Below are 13350 nucleotides of genomic sequence, written 5' to 3' on the forward strand. Positions count from 1 at the left end.
AAGTGGCCTCAGCGCCGTTCCCGTGTGCTGCGAAGTTTCCTTCGTAGCGAGCCGCCCATTATAGCCGGCTTTTCCGCTTCGTCAACACCTTTTTTTAAGGCCGTCTCACCGGGGTGGACGTTGTTGCCGATGCTGCTTCGGCGTTGGACCCGAAGGCCTTTCGTCGTTGCGAGCCGCCTATTATGCCGGACTTTTCGAGTCCGTCAACACCTTCGTTCGATCATCTCGTTCGTCGGTGGTGGCGTTGCTGTTTGCGTGCCGTTTCCGAAGAAGCGGTGCGCTGCAGCAAGGGAGCGAATTCTAGAGATCCTGCAGATTTCGTCAAGCATTTTTTTGCAGGGTGATGACAGAACCAAGGCAACGTCACGCATGGCATACGCTCGAAGATCACTGTGGCGTTGACCGCGCGTTGCGCGGTCAACGCCACAAGGGCTATCAATGCACGGATGCACAGTGGAGAGACGGCAATGAACATGCAGGTGCGGCAAGCGTGGTGGCGCGACCTTTCAGTACCGGCCCTCGTTGCCGGCTTCATTACTGTGCTGGTCGGCTTCGCCAGTTCGGCCGTCATCGTGTTCCAGGCTGCACAAGCTGTCGGTGCCAACCAGGCGCAGATCGCCTCATGGATGTGGGCACTGGGACTGGGCATGGGTGTCACCTGCATCGGGCTGTCACTACGCTATCGGGTACCGGTGGTGACCGCATGGTCGACACCGGGCGCGGCGATGCTGGTGGTCGGTGCCGGCGGCGCATCTCTTTCCGAGGCCACCGGCGCATTCCTGCTCGCTGCGGTTCTGGGCATGCTGGCTGGCTTCTCCGGCATCTTCGCCCGGTTGATGCAACGGGTACCGATGGCGCTGGCCGCCGGCATGCTGGCCGGGGTGCTGCTGCGCTTCGGTCTGGACGTGTTCGTGGCCATGAACACCCAGCTGGTACTGGCGCTGGCCATGTTCGCCACGTGGCTGGCCGGACGCCGCCTGTTCCCGCGCTATGCGGTCATCGCCACCCTGCTGGTCGGCATCGCGATTGCGGCCAGCCGTGGCCTGCTGCACGCACAGCAGGTGCAGCTGCAACTGGCGGTACCGCAATGGGTGACCCCATCCCTGTCCTGGACCGCGGTGGCCGGCATCGCCCTGCCCCTGTTCGTGGTCACCATGGCCTCGCAGAACATTCCGGGCGTGGCGGTGATGCGGGCATCCGGCTACGACGCCCCGGTGTCGCCGCTGATCGGCTGGATCGGTGTGGTCAATACACTACTGGCGCCGTTCGGTGCGTACGCGCTGAACCTGGCGGCAATCACCGCCGCGATCTGCATGGGCCGTGATGCCCATGAGGACCCGGCACGACGCTATACCGCCGCCATGGCGGCAGGTGCCTTCTACATCGTCATCGGGCTGTTCGGTGCCACCGTAGCCGCACTGTTCGCTGCCTTCCCCAAGGAGCTGGTGGCCTGCGTGGCCGGTATCGCGCTGTTCGGCACCATCGCCAACAGCCTGGCCAGTGCGCTGGCGGTAGAGCGGGACCGCGAGGCGGCACTGGTCACCTTCCTGGTCACCGCCTCGGGCGTCTCACTGGCCGGCATCGGCTCGGCGTTCTGGGGCCTGGTGGCCGGTGCGCTGTGCCTGCTGGTGCTGCGGCCCCGTCAGGACCGCTGACCCACCCTACCCGGCCAATGCTGCGCCGACGATGCTCAGCGCCACCGCGATGACGATGGCGATCAGTGTGGCGACCACGCTGGTGCCGCCACGCGCGGTCAGCTCGCTGCGCAGCCGTGCATCATCGTCGCCGGTGACGGCACGGGCCTGGGCGATCAGGCGCTGGCAGTGTGCCAGGTACCAGCTGTTGCCAAAGATGCCGGTGGTGATGCTCAGCGCGAAGGTGATGACCAGCGACAGGCCATCCGGCACATCCAGCCAGGTCTCCACCACGCTGATCAGCAGCAGCAGGCCAGCCCACATCGCCGCCAGGCGGTACATCCTGCGGTACATCATCCAGATCAGCCCGAGCAGGAAGGCCGGCCAATGCCAGGTGCCACTGCCCGTGGCAACGCCCTGATCCAGCCGCCAGCGCTGGCGATAGATCGGGAAGTTGCCGCCGACCACGCTGGCGTACAAGGCCATCTCGCCCTCCAGCCCGGCAGCCGCAGCCCTGTCCGGTGCGGCGGCCGGCGCACGATAGGGATCGGACGGATCGCCGACATCCGGCGCGATGCCCTCAACCGCAGGGGCTGCGTCGATATCCAGGGCCGGAGCCACCTCGACGGGGGTGGAAGCCTGCTCCAGTTCCGCCAACGGCCGCCATGAGGGCATGCCTTCGCACCAGAGCAGGGTGCGCGCCGTAACCGTCCCTTCCTGCTGCAGCTGGCGAAGACCGGCCAGATCCACCGGCCCACTGCTCTGCCTGCCATTGGCGTACCACCATTGTGCTTCCTGCATGTTTTCCGTCCTTGCTACCTGCATCGACAAACTGAAATCGTTGTCCGCGCCTACAGCGCGGTACTGCCCAGGGTCTGCACCAGCTGATGGCGCGCACCCGGCGCAAGCGTAATCTGCTCCGGGCCTGCGTTGGCCACTTCCAGGCATACGTAATCGCGCCAGCCCTCGCCGACATCGGCCATCCTGGCTGCCGCCTCGGCACCCGGATTCCAGACCACCAGCGTCTGGCTGCCTTCGCTGCGGATCTCGATCCGCCGCTGCAGGACCGGATCGCGCAGTACATAGTGCCCCTTGGCACCGGTGTAGATGCGATCGCTGCGACCGGGATCACGCGGATCGCGCAATGACCACGGTCCCTGTTGCAGGCGCAGCTGTGCATAGTCCTCGTACTTGTCCAGGTATTGCAGGCCGTCAAGGCCCTCGACCTCGACCCGCTTGGCATCGCCCACCCGGAAATAGCTGTGCAGGGCCTGGGTGAAGGTCACCGGCGAGGTTCCGGTGTTCTCGGTGACCAGCTGCTGGCGCAGCTGGCGGCCAATGCGCAGCTGCATCTGCAGGCGCAGGCCGCGATCGGCGCTGGGCGCAGGCGCCAACTGCAGCTCGACCTCGCCATCATCGCGCTGGCTGGCCTGCAGAAGCTCCCAGCGCGCGGTACGTACCAGGCCATGCGCCGGTACATCGGCGCTCTGGCCCTGGCGACCGAACCACGGCCAGCACACCGGGACGCCACCGCGGATGGGCGTGGGCAGCTCGGCGCGCGTGGGCGAAAGCCACAGCAGATCGGGCTGCCCATCAGGAATGAACGACAGCAGCTGGCCGCCGAACACGCTGACGACCGCCGTGGCGTTGGCGGTTCGCACCTGCCAGGCCTCCAGGCCGTGATACAGGCCGGTGCTGATGTCCGGATTCGACTGCATGCGATGACGCTCCTTGAAGACCGCGGCGATGATGTCGCGGTCAACGTGCCGCCGGCAAGGCTTTCTGCCCAGCGGGTGCGATGGCGGCCGCCTCTTCCTGCAGCGTGCGCAGGATGCGCTGGCCTGCGCGGCCGTCCACCTCGCTCCAGCCCAGGCGCTGCTGCTCGGCCTGGATCGCGCGGCGCGTGGCGGTACCGATCATGCCGTCGGCGGCACCGATATCGTGGCCGCGGGCCAGCAGCAGGGTCTGCAGCTGGCGGCGCTCATCGCGGCCCAGGCCCGGGTCATCGGTCGGCCAGGCGGTGGCCAACCCGTTGCCACCACGCAATTGGTCAGCCAGCGTCGCGATCGCCAGCGCATAGCTTTCGGCGGCGTTGTAGCTGTAGATCGCGTCGTAGTTGCGGAACACCAGCAATGCCGGGCCCTTGTTGCCGGCCGGCAGCAGCAGCGCGGCGCGCGCATCCGCCGGCAGGTTGGCCGGAGCCAACACGCTGCCATCCAGCGCAGTCACGCCCTGCGCACGCCAGTCGGCCAGGGCTCGACGCTGGGTGCGGCCTGCCTGGCTGGCGTTGAAGCCGGCGGGAACACGGACTTCCATGCCCCACGGTTCGCCACTGCGCCAACCGGCACGCTTCAGATAGTTGGCGGTGGAGGCCAGCGCGTCAGGAATGCTGCCGACCAGATCGCGGCGGCCATCGCCATCACCATCGACCGCGATACGGGCGTAGGTGCTGGGCATGAACTGCGTATGCCCGAAGGCACCGGCCCAGGAGCCGGTGAGCCCGTGGGCCTGCAGGTCGCCGCGGTCGATCAGCTTGAGCAGCGCCAGCAGTTCACCGCGGAAGAAGGGTTGGCGACGGCCGGCGCAGGACAGCGTGGCCAATGACTGCAGCAGCGGGCGCTTGCCGAACACGCGGCCGTAGTCGCTCTCCACGCCCCAGACCGCGACGATGGTGGCCGGATCGACGCCGTACTGCGCCGACACGCGATCGAGCAGGTCGCGGTGCTGCTGCAGCAGGGCGCGGCCATCAGCCACGCGCTGGCGATCGACCAGCGCGGCCAGGTAGTCCCAGATCGGCGTGGTGAATTCGGGCTGTGCATCGAGCAGGCCGAGCACGGTGGGGTCCGGGGTGAGGCCGGCGGTGATCGCGTTGAAACGGTCGGCACTGATGCCTTGTGTCGCAGCGGTGGCCTGCAGGCCCGACAGGCAGCGGCTGAACGCCGGATCCATGTCGCCGGCAGGCGCGGCGGGCGCTGTCGGCGCCGAGGCAAGAGCGGCCGCCAGGCCGAGCGTGGTCAGAATGGGCATGGCGTCCTCCGTGTTGCCGTTGCACGGCCATCTTAGGGGTAGCGGTGCTGCTGAACCTGAAGCGGTACCGGCTGGCCGTCCGCCCTAGATGGCACGCAACAGGCGCAGGCCATAGGCCGGGCCTTCAGCATCCCAGCGCTGCATGACCTGCAGGCCAGCCGGCCGCAGCAGCGCTTCGAAGCTCTCGTCGGTGTACTTGTGGCTGTATTCGACGCGGATCGGTTCGTCGGCCTCGAAATGGAAGGTCCGGCCATCCAGATGGACGTCCTGTGCCCGCTGGCTGACCAGATCGGTCTCGATGCGCAGCCGCGCGACGCTGTAGCGGGCACGATGACGGAAGCCCTGCAGATCGAAGTCGCTGCCGACCTCGCGGTTGAGGCGGGCCAGCAGGTTCAGGGTGAATGCGGCGGTGACGCCCTGCGCATCGTTGTAGGCCGCCTCGATCAACGCCGGGTCCTTGTGCAGGTCGATGCCGACCAGGGCCAGGCCATCACGCCCCATGGTCTGGCGCATCGCGCGCAGCAGCGCGACCGCGTCCTCGCCTTCAAAGTTGCCCAGCGTGGAACCGGGGAAGAACAGCAGCCGTCGCGCGGGGTCGCGTTCGGGCATGGGTACGGCGACGGGACGGGTAAAGTCGGCACAGACCGGCAGCATCTCCACCTCGGGCAGCGCCGGGGCCAGATGGTCGATGCTGGACAGCAGCGCGGCACGCGAGATTTCAATCGGCGTGTAGGCCACCGGGTCGTGCAGGGCGGCCAGCAGCAACGCGGTCTTGCGGCCACTGCCGCTGCCCAGTTCCACCACGTGCAGATGCGGCCCGACGCTTCGGGCGATGTCCTGCAGTACCCGTGAAAGCAGGGCCAGCTCGGTGCGCGTGGGGTAGTACTCGGCGGTCTGCGTGATCTGCTCGAACAGGCGCGAGCCGCGCGCATCGTAGAAGTACTTGGACGGCAGCTGGCGCGGCGTGCGCGACAACCCGGCCACCACGTCGGTGAGGATCTGCTGGCGGCCAGGGGTGAGATCGGTCAGCGCCTGCAGTGCGTCGTGCACCGTACTCATGCGAGGTCCCTGGCCAGGCGCAGCCCGGAGAACTGCCAACGTGCCGGGGGCATGAAGAAGTTGCGGTAGCTGGCACGCACGTGGCCACGCGGCGTGGCGCAGCTGCCACCGCGCAGCACCCATTGCCCGCACATGAACTTGCCGTTGTATTCACCGAGGTTGCCGGCGAAAGGGCGGAAGCCCGGGTAGGCGCCATACGCGCTGTGGGTCCATTCCCATACATCGCCGAACAGCTGACGCAGTCCACTGCCCCCTGCAGCCTGCGGGTGCAGCCGATCGTCATCGGCAAAATGACCGCGAGGCGGCAGCGTTGCGGCGGCAGCCTCCCACTCGAACTCGCTGGGCAGGCGCGCACCGGCCCAGCGGGCGCAGGCATCGGCCTCGTAGTAGCTGAGGTGGCAGACCGGCGCATGCGGATCCAGTTCGCGCCAACCGCCCAGGGTGTACTCGCGCTGCAGGGCGTCATCCCAGTACAGCGGGTGCTGCCAGCCCTCGGCTTCGCGCAGCGCCCAGCCTTCGCTGAGCCACCAGCGCGGTTCGCGGTAGCCGCCGGCGTCGATGAAGGCGCGGTACTCGGCATTGCTGACGGGGCGCTCGGCCAGTGCGTGCGCGGGGAGCAGCACGCGATGCGCCGGCGATTCGTTGTCGTAGGCGAAGGCGGTGTGCTGCGGCCAGGCTGCGGCGCCGATGGTGACGATGCGCTCGGGCGACTCGATCCAGCCCTGCGCACTGGCAGCGCTGGTTGCAGGCTGCAGGTCCGCGCGGTAGGCCGGCTGCAACGGATTGCACCAGAACGCGTGCTTGATGTCGGTGAGCAGCAGTTCCTGGTGCTGCTGTTCGTGCTGCAGGCCCAACTGCAGGTGCTGCAGTGCCTGCTCATCAAGGTCGCCTGCCGCCAGCCGCGATTGCACCTGTGCATCGACCTGCTGGCGGTAGTCGCGCACCTGCTGCAGCGATGGCCGCGACAGCAGCCCACGCTGCGGCCGGGCATGCGCCGGGCCGAGGCTCTTGTAGTAGCTGTTGAACAGGTAGTCCCAGGCAGGGTCATGCGCCGGTGCGGGTGGGAAGCCGGCCAGCACGAAGCGTTCAAAGAACCAGGTGGTGTGGGCCAGGTGCCATTTGCTCGGGCTGGCATCGGCCATGCTCTGAAGCATGGCATCTTCGGCGCTGAGGGGGGCTGCCAGGTGCATGCTGCGGTTCCGCACACATGCGTACTGGCGGGCGAGATCGCGCTGCGGGGCAGCGACGGCGGTGGCTACGCTGTCCATCCGGGCAGCATCTGCGCAACAGGGTGAGTGCGATGTCATCGTTCGACGTCAACGCGTTCACATGCGTGACCATCCCGCATTCAAGAAGCCGGTGCGAACGCCGCTAACGGCAATGCTGCGGCCGCGTCGTCACCGCGCTGGAATTCCTGCTTGCCCCTGCATCCGCTCCGCCAGCCTGCGCATTACCTGTTCGTGCTGCCCGCCGTGCTGGTTGCCGTGGTGCTGTGGGCAGCACTGGGCAACGAAGACGTTGCCAGTCCGGCCCAACGCATCCTGCCCTGGCTGCTGGCCTGCCTCGGCGCCGGCCTTGCCCTGCTCTACCACCAGGTGCGTACGCTCTGCCTGCTGCTGGTGGTGGCGGTCATGTTCGCGCTGCTGCACCAGGACGTGGGCGGCTATCTGCACAGCGGCCATGTCACGGCGCTGACACCGCTGCGCTTCCATGCCATTTCGGCCTGGTTGCCCTTGCTGTTCGCGGGCCTGGCACTGTGGCCCGAGCGCGGCCGCCGCCGCCGCGACCTGCTGCTGCGGGGTGTTGCCAGTGGCACCGCGCTGATGATCTTCCTGCTACTGGCCACGCAGCAACCCCGGGGCATGCACGATCTGCTGTCCAACCGCCACTGGAGCTGGATTCCGGCCGACTGGAACGCGCTGGCACAGCTGCCAGCGCTGCTGTTCCTTCTGGCAACCGCCGCGCTGGGCTGGCAGGCCTGGCGGCATCCGCGCCCGTTGCACACGGCGATGCTGCTGGCCCTGCTGTGCCTGTGGTGGATGCTGCCACGGGTGTTCCTGCAGCCGGTGCTACTGCCGGCACTGGCCAGCGCGGCCCTGCTGCTGATGCTGGGCGCGATGCTGCAGGAGTCCTTCCATATGGCCTTCCGCGATGAGCTGACCGGCCTGCCGGGGCGCCGCGCCTTCAATGAGACCCTGCAGCGGGCGCGCGGCACCTACAGCATCGCGATGGTGGACGTGGACCACTTCAAGTCGTTCAACGACACCCACGGCCACGACACCGGCGACGATGTGCTGCGCCTGGTGGCCTCGCGCCTGGGCCGGGTGGGCGATGGTGGCCGGGCGTTCCGCTATGGCGGCGAGGAGTTCGCGGTGGTGTTCCTGGATCGTCCCGCAGCGGCCTGCGTGGATGCAGTCGAGGCGCTGCGGCAGACCATCGAGGACACCCGCATGCAGCTGCGCGACCGGAGCACACGCAGCCGCGACGATGAAACGGGGCGCCGGCAGCGAGGACGCGGCGGAAGCGGGCAGACGGTGCAGGTGACGGTGAGCATCGGGCTGGCAGACAGCCGCGTGGATGAGCGGCCAGCGGCAGTGATCAAGGCCGCCGACCAGGCGCTGTACGCAGCCAAGGACGGTGGCCGCAACCAGGTCCGCGCGCATGCCGGCCAGCGCGTGCTGGCGGCACGCGGCGGCTGAGGCTCACACCGCGTCGAGGTAGTACCAGCGGCCGTCGACGCGCAGGAAGCGGCTGTGCTCGGCCATCTTCACCGCGCTGCCGCCGCCCACGCGGTAGCGGGCGGTGAAGCGCACTTCGGCGCTGTCGGCGCCGGTGACAGTGTGCTCGTGCACGGTCAGGCCCAGCCAATGCGTACGCTGGCCGGGCGCATCATCCAGCGACAACTCGGCCGGACGGGTATCCGGATGCCAGCTCTGGCGCAGATAGTCCGCCAGCCCCCGCACATAGGCGCTGTAACGTGATCGCATCAGGCGCTCGGCATCGGGGGCGGCCTCACCGGCATGGAAACGGCCACAGCAGGCGGCGTACTCGGCGGGAAGGCCGCAGGGGCAGGGATCGGTGGGTTTTCGGCTCATGCGGACATTGTCGCCGGGTTGTGCGGATGGATCCACGCGGGGCACCGGTCAACCAGTGCAGGACAGGCGTATGCTGTCGCGCCCCCATATCGATTGATCGCCGTGCTGGAACTGGTTCCCCCTGAGTTGTGGTGGCTGGTGGTCATCGCCTTCATCGCCGGGCTGGTCGATGCCGCCGTCGGTGGTGGTGGGCTGGTGCAGCTGCCTGGCCTGTTCACGGTGCTGCCGCAGCAGACGCCGGCGATGCTGTTTGGTACCAACAAGTTCAGTTCGATGTGCGGTACCGGTGCGGCCGCCTGGCGCTATGCGCGCAACGTGCGCTTCCCGTGGAAGCCGGTGTTGTTCGCGGCCGGCACGGCCTTCATCTTCTCCTTCGCCGGCGCCACCGCGGTAAGCCTGCTGCCCAAGGACGCGGTGCGCCCACTGGTGCTGGTGCTGCTGGTCGCGATGCTGGCCTACACGCTGTGGAAGAAGGACTTCGGCGCGTTGCACCGGCCACAGGAGATCGGCCGCCGCGAACTGGTGATCGCGCTGGCGATCGGTGCGGCGATCGGCTTCTACGACGGCTTCTTCGGGCCGGGCACCGGCAGCTTCCTGATCTTCCTGTTCGTGCGCTTCTTCGGGCTGGATTTCCTGCGCGCCTCGGCGGCATCAAAGGTGGTGAACCTGGCGACGAATGTGGCGGCGATCTCGTTCTTCGTGCCGACCGGCAACATCCTGTGGCTGTTCGCGCTGCCGATGGCGGCGGCCAACATCATCGGTTCGGTGGTGGGCACGCGCCTGGCGCTGAAGGGCGGTACGCCGTTCATCCGCAAGCTGTTCGTGGGGCTGGTGGTGGTGCTGATCGCGCGGATGGCGTGGGATACGTTCCGCGCTGCGTGAACGCGGTTGCCGGCCAACGGCCGGCACTACCGGGTCATGAACCCCGCCCATGGGTAGTGCCGGCCGCTGGCCGGCATCCCCATCCGATCAGGTCATGAACCCCGCCCATGGGCAGTGCCGGCCGCTGGCCGGCATTCCCATCCGATCGGGCCATGAACCCCGCCCATGGGTAGTGCCGGCCGCTGGCCGGCATCCCCATCCGATCGGGTCATGAACCCCGCCCATGTAGTGCCGGCCGCTGGCCGGCGTTCCCCTTCAATCGGCCAGGTCAGGCCTCGGCTTCTTCCGGTTCGTTGGCCTGCTGGCGGCTGCGCTCTGGCAGCTTCAGGCGCTTGCCTTCCTCGTCATACTCGATCAGCAGCACGCCGGAGTCGTGACGACCGCTGATTTCGACGAAGCAGGCGCCGCCGATGAACGGTTCCAGCGTCATCACCGACTTCAGCGGGGTGGCAACCACCATCTGGAAGCCGAAGTTGTCGAAGATGTTCATTGCCAGTGCGGTGAACTCGTTGTCGGCCTTGTCGAAGGCTTCGTCGAGCACCACTGCGGCGTAGCTGGGCAGCTGGCTGTCAGCACCGCCGAGCTGGTAGCGCAGCGCCGCGGCCAGGCAGGTGGTAGCCAGTTTCTGGCGCTGGCCACCGGACTTGCCGGCGCCGCTGCGGTAGATCTCGACCTGCTGGCGCGTTTCCGCATCCAGCTCGACGCCGATGAACTCCACGTGCATGCGCACGTCCAGCACCAGCTCCCGCCAACGCTTGTCCTCGCCTTCCTGCGAGCCCAGGCGGTTGACCAGCTGGCGCAGCACGGTGAACTGCGATTCGGCCAGCTCGCGCTGCTCGGTCTGCTGCTGCGACAGCACTTCGCGCAGCTGCAGCTGGAACTCGCCCACTTCCGGCAGACGACGGTCGCTCAGTTCGATGGTCAGCAGCGTACCGCGGTTGAACGGCACCTGTTCCAGGCTGGCGTTCACTTCGTCCAGGCGCTGGCCGATCGACTTGCGGGCCTCGGCGCTGTGGCGCTGCAGGGCCAGCAGGTTGTTCTTGCTCTGGTTCTGCAGCAGATCGAAGAAGCGCTCTTCGTGCTGCGGCAGGCCATCGCGCTCCAGTCGTTCGAGGCGTGCGAGGAAGTCCTCGGCCGAGGCCACCGACACGGTGAAGTCGCCCGATTCCTCCGGCCACTGCTGGATGAAGCGACGGAAGCAGCCGATCAACTGGTTCTCGATGCGGTTGAGGTCCTGCTGCGAGGACGACAGCTGCTCGTTCAGCGCGTTGCTGACCTGGCGCATGTGCGCTTCCAGCGTTTCCAGGCTGAGCGGACCCTGCTCCTGCAGGCGCTCGGCAAGGCCGGCTTCCTGCTCCTGGGCCAGGCTCGGCAGCACCAGCGCACGGCTCTGCTGGCGCGCGCGGTCCAGGCGGTCGCGTTCCTTGACCAGCTGCCCGCGCTCGACGCGGACGTCTTCATAGGTGCGGCGGGCCTGCTCAATGTCGGCGCGCACGGCGTCGATCTGCTTGGCCAGCTTGGCGAGGTCGGCATTGCCTTCGCGCAGGTCGCGCAGCGTGGCCTCGATGTCGCTCAGGCGCTGCTGCGGGGCGGCGATGTCGATCTCGTTCCAGCTGATGCTGACCAGCTCGTGGCAGGCCAGGCGGCGTTCGTTGTCGCGGTCACGCTGTCCACGCAGGCGCGCGATGTCGGTCTCGCAGCTGGCGATGCGCTTGGCCAGTTCCTGAGCTTCGCGCTCGAAGGCGCCCACCTTGTCGTGGTTGTTGAAGCCGAGGATCCAGCGACGGCGGTCGCCCACCGCACTGCGGTCATCCTTCTCGAAACGGTCGCCCGGATGCTTGACCTGGCCTTCGCGGGTGATGCCGCGGTCGACGTTGCGCAGCTGCTTGGCATCCACGCACTCGTAGTCGAATCGCTTGCCGAGCTCGCGGCGCAGCCAGCTGTCGAACACGTGTTCGCGCAGTTCCAGCTTGTGCAGCAGCGACTTCGCCGACGGCTCACGGGCGAACGCATCATCGTTGCGGCGCACGCGGTAGTAGGTGAAGCGCATGCCCAGGTGGGTACGGTTCACCCACTCGGCGACGTCGTTGTAATGCTTGTCGTCGACCAGCAGCGACAGCGCGAAGCCACCCAGCACGCGCTCGATGGCACCCTGCCAGCCCTGCTCTTCCGAGCGGACCTGGATCAGTTCACCGACGAACGGCAGCGCCGCTTCAGCGATGCCGGTTTCCTCGGCCAGGCGCGCGCGCAGCTTCTGCATCGGCGCCGGGATGTTGGAGGGCGTGCGCTGCATCGCTTCGAGTTCCGCACGGACTTCGCCGAAGCGGCGCTCGTCATCGCGCTTGCCACCCAGGCGATCGCTGATCGCATCGTCCAGCGCCGAAGAGGCGCGCTGGCGGTCCTGCAGCTCGTTCTGTGCGCGCTCGACCAGTTCGGCGAAGCCGTGTGCGTCGTCCGGCAGTTCGGCCCCCAGCTGCTGCGCGGCCAGGCTTGCCTGCTCGCGCTTGGCCTGGCGGCGGTCGCGCTCGGCTTCGGCGCGGCCCTGCTCGCGTTCCAGTTCTTCAATGCGCTCACCGCCCTGCTGGCGACGCTGCAGTTCCAGTTCGGCCAGGCGCTCGGTGTGATTGTCCAGTGCGGCACGGCGCTGGGCTTCTTCGCCGAGCAGGCCACGGTCACGCACGTCCATCTCGCGCAGGCGCGCTTCGATCAGCGCCTGGCGGCGGCTTTCACGGAAGCTGTCGACGCCGAGCTTGAGGGCTTCGTCGTCGCCGCGCCGGCGGTGCATTTCCTTCAGGTCGTTGTAGTAGGCGCGTGCCGGCAGCAGAGTCTCCACCTGGCGACGGGCGGTGACCACCGCCTGGTGCGCGCCATCGAGCTCGGCGAAGTCGCTGACTAGGCGCTCGGCGGCGTCGAAGGTCTTCGGCGTGTCGAGCATGAAGTCGCGCAGGAAGACGTTGAGGTCGCCCAGGTTCTTCGCCGACTGCGTCTTGTGCAGCAGGCGCAGCGCCATCTCGTTGTCGATGCCGAGCAGGTCGCGGAAGCGCTCGGCGTAGCCGGAGAAGGTGTCAAAGTGGTGCAGGTCGGACAGCTTCTGCTTGAGCTTGCGCAGGTCCAGGTCGAACCCACCAAGATCCTTGGCGATGTCGAACGGGCGCTCGGCAATCATGTAGTGCTTGCGCACGTCACCGGCCGAGGTGCCGTTGCCGGAGATCCACAGCAGGCGCACCAGGCTGACCACGCGGCCATCGCCGGCGCGGTATTCCAGCACCAGTGCGGTCCAGGTGGCGCCCTTGCGCAGGTACTGGGTGGCGATTTCGCCGGTGCCGCTGTCCTGCTGGTCAGCCCACGCGCCACGCACGTAGGACACCAGGTTGCGGTCGCGGCCACTGCGCTCGGCTTCACGCGCAGCAGCGTTGAAGTCGACGATGGCCGGCGGCGTCAGCAGCGCGGACATGGCATCGAGCAGTGTCGACTTGCCCGAGCCGGAACGTCCGACGAACAGGAAACCGCGCTCGGCGATCGGCACTTCGGTCAGGCCGTTGAAGGTGCCCCAGTTGTGCACCTGCAGGCGGCGCATGCGGAACTGCTGCAGGCGCGGGTCCGGCAGGCCTTCGTTGAACAGGGCGGGAGTGTGCTTGGAGATAGCCATGCGA

Annotated in this window: 10 protein-coding genes; 3 read left to right on the forward strand and 7 right to left on the reverse strand. The window is 67.7% G+C overall.

The window, feature by feature from the left end; all coding sequences use genetic code 11:
- The first annotated feature begins 467 nt into the window (after window positions 1-467).
- Window positions 468-1655, forward strand: a complete 1188-nt coding sequence (locus tag CKW06_RS23180; RefSeq protein ID WP_005411682.1) for a benzoate/H(+) symporter BenE family transporter — start codon at window positions 468-470, stop codon at window positions 1653-1655.
- 6 nt (window positions 1656-1661) lie between these two features.
- On the opposite strand, the gene CKW06_RS23185 is transcribed toward CKW06_RS23180, so the two are convergent.
- From CKW06_RS23185 to egtB, 5 genes are all read right to left on the reverse strand, one after another.
- Complete coding sequence (locus tag CKW06_RS23185; RefSeq protein ID WP_005411683.1) at window positions 1662-2435, reverse strand: DUF2628 domain-containing protein; 774 nt, start codon at window positions 2433-2435, stop codon at window positions 1662-1664.
- A 50-nt stretch (window positions 2436-2485) separates the two neighbouring features.
- Complete coding sequence (locus CKW06_RS23190) at window positions 2486-3352, reverse strand: D-hexose-6-phosphate mutarotase (RefSeq protein ID WP_024958388.1); 867 nt, start codon at window positions 3350-3352, stop codon at window positions 2486-2488.
- Window positions 3353-3392: 40 nt separating this feature from the next.
- Window positions 3393-4661, reverse strand: a complete 1269-nt coding sequence (locus CKW06_RS23195; RefSeq protein WP_024958387.1) for a lytic murein transglycosylase — start codon at window positions 4659-4661, stop codon at window positions 3393-3395.
- A gap of 84 nt (window positions 4662-4745) precedes the next feature.
- Window positions 4746-5720 (reverse strand): L-histidine N(alpha)-methyltransferase, encoded by a 975-nt coding sequence (egtD, locus tag CKW06_RS23200; protein WP_024958386.1) that lies wholly within the window; start codon window positions 5718-5720, stop codon window positions 4746-4748.
- Window positions 5717-6988: an ergothioneine biosynthesis protein EgtB gene (gene egtB / locus CKW06_RS23205; protein ID WP_024958385.1), complete on the reverse strand. Its 1272-nt coding sequence runs from the start codon at window positions 6986-6988 to the stop codon at window positions 5717-5719. Before egtB ends, egtD begins: the two co-directional genes overlap by 4 nt.
- Before the next feature lie 150 nt (window positions 6989-7138).
- On the opposite strand from egtB, the gene CKW06_RS23210 reads away from it, so the two are divergent.
- On the forward strand, window positions 7139-8419 hold the full coding sequence (locus CKW06_RS23210) for a GGDEF domain-containing protein (RefSeq protein WP_024958384.1): 1281 nt from the start codon (window positions 7139-7141) through the stop codon (window positions 8417-8419).
- Window positions 8420-8422: 3 nt separating this feature from the next.
- Here the strand turns inward: CKW06_RS23210 and CKW06_RS23215 are convergent, their stop codons facing one another.
- A complete protein-coding gene (locus CKW06_RS23215; protein ID WP_005414942.1) occupies window positions 8423-8815 on the reverse strand; it encodes a YchJ family protein in 393 nt (130 codons plus the stop codon).
- 102 nt (window positions 8816-8917) lie between these two features.
- Between CKW06_RS23215 and CKW06_RS23220 the strand changes: the two genes are divergently transcribed.
- On the forward strand, window positions 8918-9697 hold the full coding sequence (locus CKW06_RS23220; RefSeq protein ID WP_024958383.1) for a sulfite exporter TauE/SafE family protein: 780 nt from the start codon (window positions 8918-8920) through the stop codon (window positions 9695-9697).
- Between the two features lie 268 nt (window positions 9698-9965).
- On the opposite strand, the gene CKW06_RS23225 is transcribed toward CKW06_RS23220, so the two are convergent.
- Window positions 9966-13346, reverse strand: coding sequence for an ATP-binding protein (locus tag CKW06_RS23225; RefSeq protein WP_024958382.1), 3381 nt, complete (start codon window positions 13344-13346; stop codon window positions 9966-9968).
- Between the last annotated feature and the right edge of the window lie 4 nt (window positions 13347-13350).

Origin of the sequence: Stenotrophomonas maltophilia (genome assembly GCF_900186865.1) — a bacterium.
Lineage (GTDB): Bacteria > Pseudomonadota > Gammaproteobacteria > Xanthomonadales > Xanthomonadaceae > Stenotrophomonas > Stenotrophomonas maltophilia.